Below are 15868 nucleotides of genomic sequence, written 5' to 3'. Positions count from 1 at the left end.
CCGGCCAGCTGAGGGCCAGCGCCAAAACGAAAAGAGGCGGCTTTTCGCCGCCTCTTCGCTTCAGCCCTCGCCTGGCGTGCTCAGTAACAACCCCGTGGATCAGCCTGCACGTACTGGCCGCTCGGATAGCGGTAGTAGCAGTTGCCTTGGGCCAGATAGTAGCCCGGGCGCGAAGCAGCCGTCGCGCCGGCGATCGCGCCGGTGGCACCGCCGATCACCGCGCCGGCGGCCGCACCCGAGGCGTTGCCCGAGATCAGGCCGCCCAGCACGCCGCCGACGATAGCGCCGCCAAGCGCGCTCGCGCCGGGATCGGCCGGTGGCGGCGGCGGCGGCGGTTCGTAGGCGACGGGCGGAGCATAGGCCACGGGGACGTCGTCGTAATAATCCTCCGAGATATAGGCCGGAGGCCCGTCCATCCGCTGCGGATAATAATACCGCGCGCCGCCCACATCCCACCACCAGCCAGAGCGGCCGTTGTGGACTTCGTGGCGCCAGCGTCCGCCATCCCAGGCGAGATGGCCGCGATAGGTGTGTCCGCCCCAGTCGCGCGCCGGTGCGGGACCCCTGGCGTAATTGCGTCCGGGCGGCGGACCGCCGGCATTGCGAGGGCCAGGACCTGGACTCGCGAGAGCAGGATTTGGACCCGGACCAGCATGACCAAGACCGCCGGCGTAGGGCTGGACGCCGGCCTGTGGCGCCGGCCGGGCAGCCTGCTGCGGCGGCGGCCCCTTTCGCATGTTCTGCGGCGGCGCGCCGGCGCCTGGCCCGGCCGATGGCTGGGCGGCGTCTCTAGGCGGTCTGGCGTCCTGAGCCTGCGCCGGGACGGCGAGCAATGACATCGCCGAAACCAAGGGAATGATGATCTTGATGCGACTGGACACACTCATGCGTGCTTGCCCCCTACTCTTTCGATTGCCGTCAACCGCCGTGATGCCTGGCGCGATAGACGATTCGGCTCGCGCTGAGCTGATGCCGGCTGACATGACTGACCTGCTTTGGTCGGCTAAGTCCCGTTACAAATGATTAAGATCACGACATTTTTTCGTCCGCGCGGGTCGCTCTGGCATGCCTCTAGTGGGCCGGCTCGATCACATTGCAGTTGCTTCGCCCGGACATCAGGCAGTCCTGCATCTTGCTCGCGGAGGTGAGATCGCGGGCGAGCCACCAGCCGACGCCGAGGATCAGGATCGCGATGATCAAGCCAGCGATGGCGCCGCGGCGGTTGTCACCGGATTGAGGTTTTGGAGTGGATTTCGGCTTCGCGCCCGGTTCGGGCTTAGCTTCGGAGTTGGCTTCGGAACTGGCTTCGGGCTTGGACATGGCTGACCGATCACGGGGGCGAGCGGGCTTTATCACCTCTGCGGCGTGGCGTCACATCCCGTCCAGCTTCTCCCGGTTAGCCTCGGGTCGGCCGGATCGCTTCCTTGCGGGAGGTTTCGGCCGCCGGGATCGCCTGCTGGACGCGCGGAGCGCAGGTCGTAAGCACAAACGCGGTCTGGGTGCATTCCCAATCCGTGCCCAGGACGGCACTTTCGATTGGTTGCGGACGGGCGAGCAGCAGCGCGGCAGTGGTCAAGGCTGCCACCACAACGGCGATTGCGAGCGCCTTCAGGCTCAGTCGTGAGATCGTCATACCCGTGCTCCGCGTCTCATACCAGGCGGACGCTAGGCACCGCCCTGGTGCCCCCTTATGAGGGACATCACAATTCGGCAGTTTTTCCGGGCTACGAGAGATCGTCGGGGGCGGCGATTTTCGTCTACCTGATCGGCTGCGATTATAGGTGGCATCACGGCGCGCGCCGATGTACACGCATCTGCGTCGCGCGGCGCCCGCTATGCCCAGCCGACGTACCAACAGGCAGTGATGTAGGATCGAAAGCGAGGATGACAAGGTTCGCCGATGAGTGGATTTAGGGAACCAGGCTTCTCCGACCGGCAAAAGGCGGCACAGGAAGCACGCAAGAACCTTTTGAACAAATTCAAGTCGCAGCCGGGGCCGGATGATCCCGCGGTTGTGGCGAAGCGTGCGGAGCGCGAGGCCCTTGCGGCCAAGCGCGCCGAAGCAAAGGCTGCGCGCGACACGGAAAAGGCCGAGCAGAAGCGCCTTCAAGAAGAAGCTTCCGCGCTCGAGGCCGCGCGGATCGCCCGCGAGGCCGAAGAAGCCGTCGCGAAGGCGGCCGAAGCCGAGGCCGAGCAAAAAGCCAAGCGGGACGCCCGCTACGCCGCCCGCAAGGCGAAGCGCAAGTAACGTTTGCAAGTCTAACGCGCGCAAGTCACGTTCAATTGAATTTGGACTGAAACAAATGCTCTGGGGGCGGTCTACGTGACCGCCCCCGGATTTTTGGCGCGCGTCTGCCTGTCGCAAGCGCCTCCTCGACGTTGGAAGATCAGTGCTTCTTCATCACCCCGTCGTCTTTCTTCATCCCGTCCTTCGACATCGTGTCCTTCTTCATGCCGTCGTCCTTGGACATGGTGTCCTTCTTCATGCCGTCCTTGGACATCGTGTCCTTTTTCATCATGCCGTCATCCTTGCCCATCTTGTCCTGGGCAAAGGCGGCAGGCGACAGCGCGAGGCCGAGCGAGAGAACGGCCGCCGAAACGCCGAGCGCGATGCGGGTACGAATGGTCATGACTGGTCTTCCCTTCGAGATGGATGTTGGTCAGCGACGGACGCCGCTATCTGATCTCGACGGATTGCCACGGGGCGTTGTTACGCGGCCGCTGATAAATTTCCGCGAGCCCGCCGCCATCCTTGGTTCTGCGGATGTAGGAGATCAGGAGTGTGCAATGCAGCATCACCGACGCTTGCCGCGGCATTCGGTCTCGAACTATCAGACTAGAGAACATTGTCTGAAAGACCGGCTAGGATGGGCCTCAGCGCGGTCTCCAAGACCGGCCCAAAATCACGGCAAAGCAAACAAGACCTTCCAAGAACCGTCCAAGGGAATCACGCCATGTTCACGCGCCGCCACCTGATCGCGACCGCCGTCGCCGCACCCGCCATTCTCCGTTTCAGCACCGGCACCGCGCATGCCGCGACCACGCTGAAGATCTCGCATCAATTCCCGGGCGGCACCGTCGACAAGGGCGATTTCCGCGACCGGCTCTGTCGCGTGTTCGCCGCCGAAGTCAGCAAGCGCAGCAACGGCGACATCGCCGCCGAGATCTATCCGAACTCCTCGCTGATCAAGACCAACGCGCAGTTCTCCGCGATGCGCAAGGGCGCGCTCGACATCAGCCTCTATCCGATGCCCTATGCCGGCGGCGAATTGCCGGAAACCAATATCGGCCTGATGCCGGGCCTCGTCACCACCTACGACCAGGGCATGCGCTGGAAGAAGGAGCCGGTCGGCAAGGCCTTGACCGACTTCCTCGCCGACAAGGGCATCATCCTGCTCAGCTGGGTGTGGCAGGCCGGCGGCGTCGCCAGCCGCTCCAAGCCGATCGTGGCCCCCGAAGATGCCAAGGGTCTCAAGGTGCGCGGCGGCTCGCGCGAGATGGACATGGTGCTGCAGACTGCCGGCGCATCCGTGCTGTCGGTGCCCTCGAACGAAATCTACGCAGCGATGCAGACGGGGGCGTGTGATGCCGGCATCACCTCCTCGACCAGCCTGATCTCGTTCCGGCTTGAGGAGGTCGCGAAATCGCTGACCTCGGGCGCAGGCGCGTCCTATTGGTTCATGCTCGAGCCGCTGATGATGTCGAAGGCGATCTTCGACAAGCTGCCGAAGAACCAGCAGGACGTCCTGCTCGCGGTCGGCACCGAGCTCGAAGCCTTCGGCCGCAAGGGCGCGCAGGACGACGACGTCGAGGTCGCCAAGGTCTACGAGAAGGCCGGCGCCAAGGTCTCGGCGCTTGATGCCGCGACCGTCGGCAAGTGGCGTGACATCGCCCGCGACACCGCATGGAAGGACTACGGCGCCAAGACCGCGACATCTGCCAACCTGCTCAAGCTCGCGACCGACGTCGCCGCATGAGCCACGGTCCGCTTCCGGATCGTGACAGCCAGGTAAACGCTGCCGCAAGGACCGGCCTTGCGGCAGCGATCGATCGCGGTCTCGCCATCCTCAACAACATCATCGTCGTGTTCGCCGCGATTGCGCTGATCGCCGCCTGCGCCATCCTGAGCTACAGCGTGCTCAGCCGCGCCTTGTTCAAGGCTGCCAATTACTGGCAGGACGAGGCCGCGGTGTTCCTGCTGGTCGGAGCGACCTTCATGACGGCCGCCTACGTGCAGCAGAACCGCGGTCACATCGGCATCGAGGCCTTCGTCGGCCTGCTCTCACCACTGGCGAACCGGATCAGGCTCTGGCTGGTCGATGCCGTGACGCTTCTGTTCTGCGCTTTCTTCGCCTGGAAGTCCTGGACACTGGCGCATGAAGCCTATGTCGATGGCCAGGTCTCGAACTCGATGTGGTCGCCGCCGCTGGCCATCCCCTATTCGCTAATGGCGTTCGGCATGAGTCTGCTCTGCGTCCAGATCCTCGTGCAGCTTGCGCTGCCTTTCGCTGGAGCCAGGCGTTCATGAGCGTTTTCGGTATCGGCCTCGCCTACGGGATCGCGACGCTCGTCGTGATGTTTTCGGGCATGCCGATCGCGTTCGCGCTCGGCGCGGTCGCAGTCGTGTTCATGGGCATCTACATGCCCGCCGCCTCTCTCGACACGGTGACGCAGAATGTCTACGAGGAAATGGCCTCGATCACGCTGCTGTCGATCCCGCTCTTCATCCTGAAGGGCGCCGCGATCGGCAAGTCGCGCGCCGGCCAGGATCTCTACTCGGCCCTGCACGCCTGGCTGCACCGCGTCCCCGGCGGGCTCGGCGTCGCCAATGTGTTCGCCTGCGCGCTGTTTGCGGCGATGGCGGGGTCCTCGCCCGCGACCTGCTCGGCAATCGGCTCGGCCGGCATCCCCGAGATGCGCAAGCGCGGCTATTCCGGCGGCTTTGCCGCGGGGATCATCGCCGCCGGCGGCACGCTCGGCATTCTGCTACCGCCGTCGATCACCATGATCCTGTTTGCGGTCGCCGCCGAAAAATCGCTAGGACGGCTGTTCCTCGCCGGTATCGGGCCCGGCCTGCTGCTGGTCTCGCTGTTCGGCGTTTACGCCGTGATCCGCTTCCGCCAGGAATACGCCGCGGCCGAAGCGATCTACAAGAACGGCGGCCCGGAAGCTGCGATCCTCGCCCGCGACGAGTACACGCTCGCGGAACGCTTCAGCGTGCTGCCGCGCGTGATCCCCTTCGTGCTGCTGCTCACCGGCGTCATGATCGCGCTCTATGGCGGCTACGCCACGCCGTCGGAGACCGCCGGCCTCGGCGGCCTCTTGGCGCTGGCATTGATCGCGGCGATCTACAGCGTGTGGCGGCCGAGCGACCTTGCCCCGATCCTGAAATCGACGATCCGGGAATCGACCATGCTGATGATGATCATCGGCATGTCGCTGCTCTATTCCTACGTGATGAGCTATCTGCACATCTCGCAATCGGCCGCCGAATCCGTCGTCGCGATGCATTTGCCGCGCTGGGGGCTCTTGTTCGCGGTCCTCGTCATGGTCGTCGTGCTCGGTTTCTTCCTGCCGCCGGTCTCGATTATTCTCATGACCGCGCCGATCATCCTGCCGCCGCTCCGCGCCGCCAATTTCGACATCATCTGGTTCGGCGTCGTCATGACCATCGTGATGGAGATGGGACTGATCCATCCGCCTGTCGGCCTCAACATCTTCGTCATCCGCAACGTCGCGCCGGATATTCCCCTGCGCGAGGTGATCTGGGGCACGCTGCCGTTCGTGCTTTTGATGATGCTCGCGGTGCTGCTGCTCTGCTTCGTGCCGGGCATCTCGACCGCACTGCCGGACCTGGTGATGGGGCCGGACGGGAGCAGGTAGCTGCGTCCACCATCATTGCTCGCTGCGCTCGCAATAATGGAGAACTAGGAGCTGGCGCGCTTCCTCTTCGCGTTCAGTGCGGAGGCCACGCGGCTCACCGGCGGCTTGCCCAGCACGCCGCTCATCTCGTTGGTTGCCGCCAGCAACCGGTCCATATCGACACCCGTCCTAATCCCCATGCCCCCGAGCATATAGACGACGTCCTCGGTCGCGACGTTGCCGGTCGCGCCCGGCGCGTAGGGGCAGCCGCCGAGGCCGCCGGCGGCGGCGTCGATGACGCGGACGCCTTCCTCCAGCCCCGCATAGAGATTGGCGAGCCCCTGGCCGTAGGTGTCGTGAAAATGCATCGCGAGATTGGCGGGAGGGATGTTGGCGCTGACCGCCCGCAGCATCTCCTTGGCCTTATCAGGCGTACCGACACCGATCGTGTCGCCGAGCGAGATCTCGTAGCAGCCGAGATCCCACAGCGTGGTGGCGAGATCGGCAACTGCCTTCGGCTTGATCTCGCCGTCGAACGGACAGCCCAGCACGCAGGAGATATAGCCGCGGACCTTGACACCATCGACCCTGGCGCGCGCCAGCACCGGCTTAAACCGTTCGATGGACTCCGCGACCGTGCAATTGATGTTGGCCCGCGAAAAGCCCTCGGAGGCCGCGGCGAACACCGAGACGATCTTTGCGCCGGCCGCGCACGCGGCGTCATAGCCCTTCTCGTTCGGCACTAGCACGTGGAATTCGGCACTGGTCAAATGGCGAACGCCGCGCAGCACGGCGTCCGAGCTCGCCATCTGCGGGATCGCCTTGGGCGAGACGAAGGCGCCGACCTCGACTGTATTGAGGCCGGCCGCGACCAGCGCCTCGATGAAGGCGATCCGGGCCTCGACACTGACCGCCGTTTTCTCGTTCTGGAGGCCGTCACGCGGCCCCATTTCGATGATGCGGACCTTATCGCTCATCTCATTCTCCGGAAGGCTCGACCACGGCGAGCTCGACGCCCTCCTGGACGATGTCGCCGACCTTGCATTTGATGGATTTCAGCACGCCGGCATAGGGCGCACGCAGCGTCTGCTCCATCTTCATCACTTCCAGGGTGAGGATCGGCGCCCCCTTCTCGAGCTTGGCGCCCTCCTCCGCCAGCACGGCGACGACCGTGCCCGGCAAGGGCGCTGCGATCTTGTCCGCGCCGACCTGCTCCTCCATCTCGCCGCCGAACGGATCAACCCAATGCAGATCGAAGCGGCCGTTGCGCGTGCGCAAATACAGCTCATGGCCGTCGATCACGGCCGCGACCGACGTTTTGACGCCGTCGAGGGTCAGATCGAAGCCGCCGTCCTTCGCTACCATCGTAAACGCCAGCTCGCGCTCGCCGATCACGAGCGTCGACGGGCCGCTGCCATAGTTCAGCACAACCTTCTGCTCCGGCCCGTGTCCAACGCGGAAAGCAAAGCCGCGCTGACGGCGGCCGACCGGCATCCAGCCAAAGGTCTGCCAGGGCGAATTCGCGTCCGCCTGTGCAGCCTGCCGCTCGTTGTTGATCACAGCGGCGACCGCGGCACACAGCTCGAGCTCGCCTGGTGCCGGCGACGCCTGCGTCAGGACCGCCAGCTCGCGCTCGATGAAGCCGGTGTCGATCGCGTTCGCCCTCACCTTCGGATGCGTCATCAGCGCCGACAGGAACGGGATGTTGGTGACGATGCCGCGGACGTCGGACTCTTCCAGCCCGCGGTTCAGCCGCTCGATCGCGACATCCCGCGTCGGCGCCCATGCGATCATTTTTGCCAGCATCGCATCGTAGTATGGCGAGACCGTATCGCCTTCCCGATAGCCGGAGTCGATGCGCAGCCCCCCGGTTTCCGCGGGCAGACGCCAGGTTGATATCTTGCCCACCGACGGCATGAAGTTCTTGGTCGGGTTCTCCGCATAGACCCGCGCCTCCACGGCGTGGCCATGAAGCTTGATCTCGTCCTGCTTCAGCGGCAACGCCTCGCCGAAAGCGACGCGCAACTGCCACTCGACCAGGTCGATCCCCGTGATCAGCTCGGTCACGGGATGCTCGACCTGGAGACGAGTGTTCATCTCGATGAAGAACACGTCCTTGCCGTCGGAGACGAACTCGATGGTGCCGGCGCCGACATAGTTGACGGCCCCCGCGGCCTTTCGCGCGGCGGCACAGACCGCCTCGCGCTGGGCGGGATTGAGCGTCGGCGACGGTGCCTCCTCGATCACCTTCTGGTGGCGGCGCTGCAGGGTGCATTCGCGCTCGAACAGCGAGAGCAGATTGCCGTGGCTGTCGCCGATCACCTGCACCTCGATATGCCGGGGGTTATCGACATATTTTTCGATCAGCATGCGGTCGTCGCCGAACGCGGCCTTGGCCTCGCGCTTCGCGCTGACGATCGCAGGCGCAAGTTCATCCGCGGAGCGAACGATGCGCATACCACGGCCGCCGCCGCCGGCGGACGCCTTCACCAGAATCGGGAAACCGACCTTCTCGGCCGCCTTCGCCAACGTCGCATCGTCCTGCGCCTCGCCGTGATAGCCGGGCACCAGCGGGACGCCGGCCTTCTCCATCAGCGCCTTGGAGCCGGACTTCGAGCCCATGGCAGTCATCATTGCCGCTGTCGGGCCGACGAAGACCAGGCCGGCGTCGAAACACGCCTGGGCGAATTCGGCATTCTCCGACAGGAAGCCATAGCCGGGATGGATCGCCTCCGCGCCGGTCTTGCGCGCGGCCTCGATCAGCCGTTCGGGATTGAGATAGCTGTCGCGGGCACGCGCAGGCCCAAGCAGCACGGCCTCGTCGGCGAGCGCGACATGCATTGCGTCGCGATCCGCCTCGGAATAGACCGCGACCGTGCGCAGGCCCATGGCGCGCGCGGTGCGGATCACGCGGCAGGCGATCTCGCCGCGGTTGGCGATCAGGAGGGTGCGAAAACGGCGGTAGAGCTTTGAGCGGTCCATCGCATCACATCCTGAACAGGCCGAATTTCGTCGGCTCGATCGGCGCATTCGACGCCACCGAGAGGCCGAGGCCGAGCACCAGCCTTGTATCGGCCGGGTCGATCACGCCGTCGTCCCAAAGCCGCGCCGTCGCGTAATACGGGTGCCCCTGGCTCTCATATTGCGCGCGGATCGGCTCGCGGAATTTATCTTCGTCTTCTTTCGACCAGCTGTCGCCCTTGGCCTCGATATTGTCGCGGCGGACCTGGCTCAGCACCATCGAGGCCTGCTCGCCGCCCATCACCGAGATGCGCGCGTTAGGCCACATCCACAGGAAGCGCGGGGAGTAGGCGCGGCCGCACATGCCGTAATTGCCGGCGCCGTAGGACCCGCCGATCACCACGGTGAATTTCGGCACCGACGCGGTCGCGACCGCCGTCACCAGCTTGGCGCCGTCACGCGCAATGCCGCCGGCTTCGTATTTCTTGCCGACCATGAAGCCGGTGATGTTCTGCAGGAACACCAGCGGAATGCCGCGCTGGCAGCACAGCTCGATGAAATGCGCCCCCTTCAGCGAGCTCTCGCTGAACAGGATGCCGTTGTTGGCAATGATGCCGACCGGAAAACCCCAGATGTGGGCGAAGCCGCACACCAGCGTCGTGCCGTACAGCTTCTTGAACTCGTCGAACTCGGAACCATCAACCACGCGCGCAATGATGTCGCGCACGTCGAACGGCTTGCGCCCGTCGACGGGCACCACGCCATAGATCTCCTCGGCCGCAAACAAGGGATCACGCGGCGGATGCATGTTGAGGTTTGGCCGTACCGATGGCTTCAGCGTGCCGACGATGCGGCGGGCGATGCCGATCGCGTGCGCGTCGTTCTGGGCGTAATGATCGGTCACGCCTGATTGTCGCGAATGCACGTCGGCGCCACCGAGCTCCTCGGCGGTCACCACCTCGCCCGTCGCCGCCTTCACCAGCGGCGGCCCGCCCAGGAAGATGGTGCCTTGATTGCGCACGATGATGCTCTCGTCCGACATCGCGGGGACATAGGCGCCGCCGGCCGTGCAGGAGCCCATCACGATGGCGATCTGCGGGATGCCTTGCGACGACATCTGCGCCTGGTTGTAGAAGATGCGGCCGAAATGCCGCTCGTCCGGAAAGATCTCGTCCTGCAGCGGCAAAAAGGCGCCGCCGGAATCGACCATGTAGACGCAGGGAAGATTGTTCTGCCGCGCCACGTCCTGCGCGCGCAGATGCTTCTTCACGGTCATGGGATAATAGGTGCCGCCCTTGATGGTGGCGTCGTTGGCGACGATCACGCATTCGCGGCCCGCGATGCGCCCGACCCCGGTGACGACGCTCGCCGAATGGACGTCGCCGCCGTAAAGGCCATAGGCCGCGAGCGGCGACAGCTCCATGAACGCGGTGCCGGGATCGACCAGCAGGTCGACGCGCTCGCGCGCCAGCATCTTGCCACGCGAGGTGTGGCGGTTGCGCGAGACCTCGCCGCCGCCGCCCGCAACCTGGCTCAGCTTTTCGCGCAGATCCGCGACGAGGGTGCGCATGGCCTCGGAATTGCGCGCAAAGTCCGAAGAAGACGTATCGATGCTGGAATGGAGCGGCATGTTGGTTCCAATTGCGTGAAGGTTTTAAGCCGTCTCAGCCATCAATTCGCGACCGATCAGCATGCGCCGGACCTCCGAGGTGCCGGCGCCGATCTCGTAGAGCTTTGCATCGCGCCACAGGCGTCCGACCGGAAATTCGGAGGTGTAGCCGACCCCGCCAAGCGCCTGGATCGCCTCACCCGCCATCCACGTCGCTTTCTCGGCGGAATAGAGGATCGCAGCGGCGGCGTCCTTGCGCAAGCTGCGCGCGTGATCGGCGCGGTCGCAGGCACGCCCCACCGCATAGACATAGGCGCGCGTGGCCTGCCAGGTCGCGTACATGTCGGCGAGCTTGCCCTGCATGAGCTGGAAGTCGCCGATCGGCTGCCCGAACTGCTTGCGCTCGTGCATATAGGGCACCACCGCGTCCATGCAGGCCGCCATGATCCCGAGTGGTCCACCCGAGAGGACCGTACGCTCATAGTCGAGGCCGGACATCAGCACCTTGACGCCCTCCCCGACCTTCCCAAGCACGTTCTCCTCCGGCACCTCGCATTCGTCGAAGAACAGCGGATACGTGTTGGAGCCGCGCATGCCGAGCTTGTCGAGATGCTGGCCGTGGCTGAAGCCCTTCGTGCCCTTCTCGACCAGGAAGGCGGTCATGCCGCGCGGGCCCGCTTCCGGATCGGTCTTGGCATAGACCACCAGCACGTCGGCATCGCCGCCATTGGTGATCCACATCTTCGAGCCGTTGAGCACGTAGCGGTCGCCGCGTTTGTCGGCGCGCAGTTTCATCGAGACGACGTCTGAGCCGGCGCCGGGCTCGGACATCGCGAGCGCGCCGACATACTCGCCGGAGATCAACTTTGGCAGATAGCGCTCGCGCTGCGCATCATTGCCGTTGCGGCGGATCTGGTTGACGCAGAGATTTGAGTGGGCGCCATAGGAGAGCCCGACCGCGGCCGAGCCGCGCGAAATCTCCTCCATCGCGACGATATGGGCGAGATAGCCCATGTTGGAGCCGCCATATTGCTCCGGCGCGGTCATGCCGAGCAGGCCGAGGTCGCCAAGGCGCTTCCAGAGGTCCGCCGGGAATAGATTGGCCTTCTCGATATCGGCGGCACGCGGGGCGATCTCCGCCTCCACGAAGGCGCGCAGCGTGTCGCGCAGCATGCTGATGTCTTCGCCCAGATCGAAATCGATGCTCGGGATATTCAAGGCGATTCCTCCCTATTTTGGGGACCGAACCTAGCGGCATCGGGGCCCTTCTGCGGTCGAAAAGGTTGCATTTTCCGCCAAACTTGGCGAGGATTTTCCCAGAGGATTTTCCGATGCCTTTTCAAGTCGCAACCGCGATCCCGCGCCGTGCCGTGACCCCTGCCGCCTTCGTCCGCGGCGTCGTTGCCGCTTACGACCGCTACGGCCGCGATCCGACCGAGGCGCTGAGCCGGGGTCAGGTAACGCCGGACCTTGTCAATTCTCCGGATGGGCGGGTCACGGCCGGCCAGTTCGAGGCGCTGGCGGGCCATGCCATGCGCGAACTCGATGACGAGGCGCTCGGCTGGTTCTCGCGGCGGCTGCCCTTTGGCACCTACGGCATGCTGTGCCGCGCCTCGATCACCGCCCCGACGCTGGAGGTCGCGCTCAAGCGCTGGTGCCGGCACCATCGTCTGCTCACCGAGGACGTGCTGCTCGATCTCGCCGTCGGCGAGGAGACCGCGGTCGTGTCCATCCGCGAACTGGCCGACCTCGGACCTCTACGCGAATTCTGCCTGGTCACCCTGCTCCGCTATGTTCTCGGCTTCTCCTGCTGGGCGGTGGATTCGCAAATCGCGCTCCGCGCCGCGGAATTTCCGTACCCCGAGCCCGGCCACGTCTCGGTCTATCCGACCATCTTTTGCCGAAACATCCGCTTCGGTGCGGACCGCGCTTCCATCACCTTCGACAAGCATTACCTGTTGCTGCCGCTCACCCGGAGCGCGGCGGACCTCGACAACATGCTCAAGGGCGCGCTGCGGCTGACCGTACTGCCCTATCGGCGCGACCGGCTGCTGGTCGAGCGCGTTCGCCGCGTACTCCGCAATGCGCGCGGACGCAGTCTCGGCGCCGAGGATGTCGCAAGCGAGCTGGCACTCTCCACCCGCACCATGCATCGGCGCCTGCGCGATGAAGCGACCTCACTGCGGGATCTCAAGGAAGAGGCCAAATTCGAGCTCGCCAAGCAGGAGTTGATGCGCGGTCGCAGCCCGATCAAGCGGATCGCGGAGATCGCCGGCTTCCGCAACGAGAAGAGCTTTTCTCGCGCCTTCCGCACCTGGGCCGGCGCCTCCCCGCGCGAGTTTCGCGGCAGGTATCGCTGAAGCGCGGGTTGTCATGCTGTTGCGGCCTCCGAGATCCAACTCGGAGGCCGCAACATTTCCAAACGGTCTCGCTCAGTTCGAGTTGGTCTGCCCGCCCGGGCGCAGCTTGGTGCGCGAGTGCGTCTGCTTCGGCTGGAAGGCCAGCGCGTCGGCCGACGTCTTCGCGCCGCCGCTCTGTGAGCACGAGCCGCCGATGCCGCCGGCCGCGGCCCGGCAGGCCTCCATCGTCGGATAGCCGCAGCCATGCGCGGCCTGGGCACCATTGGTGATGCAGTAGTCTTCTGCCTGGGCAGCCGGCGCGGTCATCATGAGAAACGCAGATGCAAACAGCGTCGCAGCGGATGCGACGAACGTCTTCGAGATCGAGGTCATGTTGTCTTTTCCTGCTTCAGGGTCCCACAAAAGAGGCCTCGGCATGCGAGGCAGGCTGAGGTTCACACCTCGCATGTAGGCCAGCACCAGGAACCGGCAATCACGCTTCGGCGCATTGCAGAACTTCGCAAATCACATGTCACAGTTAGGTGAGTTACTTATGTTTATATCCGCCTTATCCGAACCTGTATCCCGGTAAGGGAGTCACTCCCGCGCCTTCGGATGTCTGGACGTCGTTACGCGAGCTACGTTTTGGGACCCGTCGCCGCCGAACTATCCTGCCGCCGCGATCTCCTGCAATGGCAGCGGCACGTCCTTTGCCACGCCCAGCACCGGAAAGCTGCGGACGTTCTTCACGTTCGGCATCGCGGCGAAATGCAGGAGCTGCTGGCGCATGCTCTCGACGCTCGGCGCCACGCATTTGAGAAGATAGTCGGTGTCTCCCGAAATCCGCCAGCACTGCTGGATGCGCGGGATCGCGGCGATCGAGCTCTCGAATGCCGCCAGCACCGGCTGGGCTTGGCTGCCGAGCTGGATCGAGACGAACGACACCACCTCGTAGCCGAGCAGCCGCTCGTCGATAACGGCGCGCACCGCCCGGATCACGCCGCGGCTGAACAGCGATTTCAGCCGCCTCACGCAGTTGGGCCCGGACACCCCGACGCGCAGCGCCAGCTCGTTATTGCGAACCCGCCCGTCCTGCTGCAACTCGGAGAGTATTTTCAGATCGACGCCGTCGAGCTGGTCACGCCCCGCCATAGCCCACCTCGTCATGGTCGCATCATGCGAGACAGCGAAGCACGGGGCGGAATGGCTGCCAAGGGCAGGACGATGGGAAGAACCGGCGTGGTTGGCCGAGCTTGTCCCGGCAAACCGCGGGCTTTTTACGTGGACGCTAAAACGTGGATGCCCGGGACAAGCCCGGGCATGACGAGAGTTTCGTTGCCCGCCCTCAATGCGTCCACGGCTCGCCGCGGCGGAACGAGAAATTGTCCGCATAGGCGACCGGACGGCGCACCGATTCCTTTGGCTCGATCACCTGGTAGGCGATGCCCTTGCGCTCGCAATAGGCGACCGCCTCTTCCTTGCTGTGGAAGTGCAGCGTGATCTGCTGCTTCATGTCGCCGGACGAGGTCCAGCCCATCAGCGGCTCGACCGCGCGCGGCTGCTCGGGCTCGTAGTCGAGCTGCCATTCCTTGGTCTTCGACCGGCCGGATTGCATCGCGTTCTTGGCGGGCTTGAAAATGCGTGCGGTCATGGACGGTCCGGGCCTCTTGTTCGTCTTTTCGTTCGATTTCGATGCGTCACGGTAGCAGTTGGTGGAAACCGCGGGCATAGTATAGAGACACCTTTAGGGAACTGATCGGTGATTCCGGCCCCCCGGGATGGCTCGCCGATGGGTATAATCATTATGCTGCATCGTGACAATTGCGTACCCGCCTTCCGCGCCGGGGTCTCGCCCGGTGGCCCTGCTTCGTTGACATCTACCTGTCCGTCCCCTCCGAAAGCTCCCGTCGCATGTCCTTCCTGAACATCAACGCCACGCTCCCCGAGAAGGGCCGTGACCTCAGGCTCGACCTGTTTCGCGGCATTGCGAACTGGGCGATCTTCCTCGACCATATCCCCGACAACGTGGTGAACTGGATCACCACCCGCAACTACGGCTTTTCCGACGCCGCGGATTTGTTCGTCTTCATCTCCGGCTACACCGCCTCCTTCGTCTATGCGCGGATGATGCTCGAGCGCGGCTTCCTGGTCGGTGCTACGAGGCTGACCAAGCGGGTCTGGCAGCTCTACGTCGCCCACATCATCCTGTTCGTGATCTACATCGCCTCGATCAGCTATCTGGCGCTGCGCTTCGGCGATTCCGAGATGATCAACGAGTTCAACGTCGCCGGCCTGGTGGACAACGCCACCGAGACGCTGCGCCAGGGCCTGTTCCTGCGCTTCAAGCCGCTCAATCTCGACGTGCTGCCGCTCTACATCGTGCTGATGGGGCTGTTTCCGCCCGTGCTCTGGTTCATGCTGCGCAAGCCGGACCTGACGATGGCATTGTCCATCGTGCTGTGGCTGACCGCGCGCCATTTCGGCCTGAACCTGAACGCCTATCCGGCCGGACAGTGGTACTTCAACCCGTATTGCTGGCAGGTGCTGTTCGTGTTCGGCGCCTGGTGCGCCATGGGCGGCGCGCGGCGCTCGATGACGCTGATCAACGCACCGGTCACGCTGTGGCTCTGTCTTGGTTACATGCTGTTTGCGCTGGTCATGACCATGGCCGGCCGCTTCCCGACCCTCGGCGGCATGTTCCCGGAATGGCTGTTCTCGGCGTTCAACCCGAACGACAAGACCAACCTCGCGCCCTACCGCTTTATCCACTTCGTCGTGATCGTGATCCTGGTGATCCGCTTCGTGCCCAAGGACTGGCCGGGCCTGGAATGGAAAGGGTTCGACCCCATCATCGTGTGCGGCCAGCAGTCGCTCGCCGTGTTCTGCGTCGGCGTGTTCCTGTCCTTCGTCGGTCATTTCGAGCTGTCGATGAGCTCGGGCTCGCTGTTCGCGCAGATCTTCGTCAGCGTCGCCGGGATCGCGATCATGACGACGGTGGCCTATTACATCTCCTGGTCGAAGAAGCAGGACAAGCCGCTGAAGCCGCCGCCGCCCAAGACTGCGGCCGCAAAGGCCGCTTGAACGGGCAGCTCCGATC

Annotated in this window: 17 protein-coding genes; 6 read left to right on the top strand and 11 right to left on the bottom strand. The window is 64.6% G+C overall.

Translation table 11 applies throughout. From position 1 onward, the window contains the following. Window positions 1-80: 80 nt before the first annotated feature. The 3 genes from ACIPUD_RS07320 to ACIPUD_RS07310 all read right to left on the bottom strand — a co-directional run bounded on the left by ACIPUD_RS07320 (window position 81) and on the right by ACIPUD_RS07310 (window position 1633). Window positions 81-887 carry a hypothetical protein gene (locus tag ACIPUD_RS07320; protein ID WP_446480314.1) on the bottom strand — a complete coding sequence of 269 codons (807 nt, stop codon included), beginning with the start codon at window positions 885-887 and terminating at the stop codon, window positions 81-83. 184 nt (window positions 888-1071) lie between these two features. Next, window positions 1072-1320 (bottom strand): hypothetical protein, encoded by a 249-nt coding sequence (locus tag ACIPUD_RS07315; RefSeq protein ID WP_085385255.1) that lies wholly within the window; start codon window positions 1318-1320, stop codon window positions 1072-1074. A 76-nt stretch (window positions 1321-1396) separates the two neighbouring features. Further along, on the bottom strand, window positions 1397-1633 hold the full coding sequence (locus ACIPUD_RS07310; RefSeq protein ID WP_446480313.1) for a hypothetical protein: 237 nt from the start codon (window positions 1631-1633) through the stop codon (window positions 1397-1399). A 267-nt stretch (window positions 1634-1900) separates the two neighbouring features. Here ACIPUD_RS07310 and ACIPUD_RS07305 point away from each other — a divergent pair, with 267 nt between their 5' ends. Continuing rightward, on the top strand, window positions 1901-2248 hold the full coding sequence (locus ACIPUD_RS07305; protein ID WP_446480312.1) for a DUF6481 family protein: 348 nt from the start codon (window positions 1901-1903) through the stop codon (window positions 2246-2248). A 139-nt stretch (window positions 2249-2387) separates the two neighbouring features. Here the strand turns inward: ACIPUD_RS07305 and ACIPUD_RS07300 are convergent, their stop codons facing one another. Then, on the bottom strand, window positions 2388-2630 hold the full coding sequence (locus tag ACIPUD_RS07300) for a pentapeptide MXKDX repeat protein (protein ID WP_368508054.1): 243 nt from the start codon (window positions 2628-2630) through the stop codon (window positions 2388-2390). A 324-nt stretch (window positions 2631-2954) separates the two neighbouring features. On the opposite strand from ACIPUD_RS07300, the gene ACIPUD_RS07295 reads away from it, so the two are divergent. Genes ACIPUD_RS07295 through ACIPUD_RS07285 form a run of 3 tightly spaced genes read left to right on the top strand, consistent with a single transcriptional unit; the run spans window position 2955 to window position 5883 of the window. Beyond that, on the top strand, window positions 2955-3977 hold the full coding sequence (locus ACIPUD_RS07295; protein ID WP_085349845.1) for a TRAP transporter substrate-binding protein: 1023 nt from the start codon (window positions 2955-2957) through the stop codon (window positions 3975-3977). Beyond that, entirely contained in the window at window positions 3974-4528 is a 555-nt protein-coding gene (locus tag ACIPUD_RS07290; protein ID WP_085349846.1) for a TRAP transporter small permease, read from the top strand. Before ACIPUD_RS07295 ends, ACIPUD_RS07290 begins: the two co-directional genes overlap by 4 nt. Then, window positions 4525-5883, top strand: coding sequence for a TRAP transporter large permease (locus tag ACIPUD_RS07285; RefSeq protein WP_204511138.1), 1359 nt, complete (start codon window positions 4525-4527; stop codon window positions 5881-5883). Before ACIPUD_RS07290 ends, ACIPUD_RS07285 begins: the two co-directional genes overlap by 4 nt. A 44-nt stretch (window positions 5884-5927) precedes the next feature. Here ACIPUD_RS07285 and ACIPUD_RS07280 read toward each other — a convergent pair whose 3' ends face one another. The 4 genes from ACIPUD_RS07280 to ACIPUD_RS07265 are packed head-to-tail and all read right to left on the bottom strand — an operon-like array spanning window position 5928 to window position 11605. Further along, window positions 5928-6839, bottom strand: coding sequence for a hydroxymethylglutaryl-CoA lyase (locus tag ACIPUD_RS07280; protein WP_446480311.1), 912 nt, complete (start codon window positions 6837-6839; stop codon window positions 5928-5930). Between the two features lies 1 nt (window position 6840). Then, on the bottom strand, window positions 6841-8844 hold the full coding sequence (locus ACIPUD_RS07275) for an acetyl/propionyl/methylcrotonyl-CoA carboxylase subunit alpha (protein ID WP_446480310.1): 2004 nt from the start codon (window positions 8842-8844) through the stop codon (window positions 6841-6843). Between the two features lie 4 nt (window positions 8845-8848). Continuing rightward, window positions 8849-10453, bottom strand: a complete 1605-nt coding sequence (locus ACIPUD_RS07270; RefSeq protein WP_247296820.1) for a carboxyl transferase domain-containing protein — start codon at window positions 10451-10453, stop codon at window positions 8849-8851. Between the two features lie 24 nt (window positions 10454-10477). Then, window positions 10478-11605, bottom strand: a complete 1128-nt coding sequence (locus ACIPUD_RS07265; protein ID WP_085349863.1) for an isovaleryl-CoA dehydrogenase — start codon at window positions 11603-11605, stop codon at window positions 10478-10480. 158 nt (window positions 11606-11763) lie between these two features. Between ACIPUD_RS07265 and ACIPUD_RS07260 the strand changes: the two genes are divergently transcribed. Beyond that, window positions 11764-12792 (top strand): AraC family transcriptional regulator, encoded by a 1029-nt coding sequence (locus tag ACIPUD_RS07260; protein ID WP_247296823.1) that lies wholly within the window; start codon window positions 11764-11766, stop codon window positions 12790-12792. Window positions 12793-12864: 72 nt separating this feature from the next. On the opposite strand, the gene ACIPUD_RS07255 is transcribed toward ACIPUD_RS07260, so the two are convergent. The 3 genes from ACIPUD_RS07255 to ACIPUD_RS07245 all read right to left on the bottom strand — a co-directional run bounded on the left by ACIPUD_RS07255 (window position 12865) and on the right by ACIPUD_RS07245 (window position 14422). After that, complete coding sequence (locus tag ACIPUD_RS07255) at window positions 12865-13164, bottom strand: DUF3551 domain-containing protein (RefSeq protein ID WP_018457763.1); 300 nt, start codon at window positions 13162-13164, stop codon at window positions 12865-12867. 273 nt (window positions 13165-13437) lie between these two features. Next, entirely contained in the window at window positions 13438-13923 is a 486-nt protein-coding gene (locus ACIPUD_RS07250; RefSeq protein WP_007591345.1) for an Lrp/AsnC family transcriptional regulator, read from the bottom strand. Window positions 13924-14116: 193 nt separating this feature from the next. Beyond that, window positions 14117-14422, bottom strand: a complete 306-nt coding sequence (locus ACIPUD_RS07245) for an ETC complex I subunit (RefSeq protein WP_007591346.1) — start codon at window positions 14420-14422, stop codon at window positions 14117-14119. Window positions 14423-14682: 260 nt separating this feature from the next. On the opposite strand from ACIPUD_RS07245, the gene ACIPUD_RS07240 reads away from it, so the two are divergent. Next, window positions 14683-15852: an OpgC domain-containing protein gene (locus tag ACIPUD_RS07240; protein WP_018457761.1), complete on the top strand. Its 1170-nt coding sequence runs from the start codon at window positions 14683-14685 to the stop codon at window positions 15850-15852. The last annotated feature ends 16 nt before the right edge of the window (window positions 15853-15868 follow it).

It is taken from the genome of Bradyrhizobium sp. CAR08, assembly GCF_052871955.1.
The sequence above is the reverse complement of the archived record's forward strand: the minus strand, read 5'-3'. Positions and strand labels throughout refer to the sequence as shown.

Bases quoted from the DNA above. Each gene is read 5' to 3' on its own strand.
- ACIPUD_RS07265 (WP_085349863.1), bottom strand. From the start codon at position 11,605: ATGCTGCGCGACACGCTGCGCGCCTTCGTGGAGGCGGAGATCGCCCCG.
- ACIPUD_RS07320 (WP_446480314.1), bottom strand. From the start codon at position 887: ATGAGTGTGTCCAGTCGCATCAAGATCATCATTCCCTTGGTTTCGGCG.
- ACIPUD_RS07245 (WP_007591346.1), bottom strand. From the start codon at position 14,422: ATGACCGCACGCATTTTCAAGCCCGCCAAGAACGCGATGCAATCCGGC.
- ACIPUD_RS07285 (WP_204511138.1), top strand. From the start codon at position 4,525: ATGAGCGTTTTCGGTATCGGCCTCGCCTACGGGATCGCGACGCTCGTC.
- ACIPUD_RS07280 (WP_446480311.1), bottom strand. From the start codon at position 6,839: ATGAGCGATAAGGTCCGCATCATCGAAATGGGGCCGCGTGACGGCCTC.
- ACIPUD_RS07255 (WP_018457763.1), bottom strand. From the start codon at position 13,164: ATGACCTCGATCTCGAAGACGTTCGTCGCATCCGCTGCGACGCTGTTT.
- ACIPUD_RS07295 (WP_085349845.1), top strand. From the start codon at position 2,955: ATGTTCACGCGCCGCCACCTGATCGCGACCGCCGTCGCCGCACCCGCC.
- ACIPUD_RS07240 (WP_018457761.1), top strand. From the start codon at position 14,683: ATGTCCTTCCTGAACATCAACGCCACGCTCCCCGAGAAGGGCCGTGAC.
- ACIPUD_RS07290 (WP_085349846.1), top strand. From the start codon at position 3,974: ATGAGCCACGGTCCGCTTCCGGATCGTGACAGCCAGGTAAACGCTGCC.
- ACIPUD_RS07260 (WP_247296823.1), top strand. From the start codon at position 11,764: ATGCCTTTTCAAGTCGCAACCGCGATCCCGCGCCGTGCCGTGACCCCT.
- ACIPUD_RS07305 (WP_446480312.1), top strand. From the start codon at position 1,901: ATGAGTGGATTTAGGGAACCAGGCTTCTCCGACCGGCAAAAGGCGGCA.
- ACIPUD_RS07315 (WP_085385255.1), bottom strand. From the start codon at position 1,320: ATGTCCAAGCCCGAAGCCAGTTCCGAAGCCAACTCCGAAGCTAAGCCC.
- ACIPUD_RS07310 (WP_446480313.1), bottom strand. From the start codon at position 1,633: ATGACGATCTCACGACTGAGCCTGAAGGCGCTCGCAATCGCCGTTGTG.
- ACIPUD_RS07275 (WP_446480310.1), bottom strand. From the start codon at position 8,844: ATGGACCGCTCAAAGCTCTACCGCCGTTTTCGCACCCTCCTGATCGCC.
- ACIPUD_RS07270 (WP_247296820.1), bottom strand. From the start codon at position 10,453: ATGCCGCTCCATTCCAGCATCGATACGTCTTCTTCGGACTTTGCGCGC.
- ACIPUD_RS07250 (WP_007591345.1), bottom strand. From the start codon at position 13,923: ATGGCGGGGCGTGACCAGCTCGACGGCGTCGATCTGAAAATACTCTCC.
- ACIPUD_RS07300 (WP_368508054.1), bottom strand. From the start codon at position 2,630: ATGACCATTCGTACCCGCATCGCGCTCGGCGTTTCGGCGGCCGTTCTC.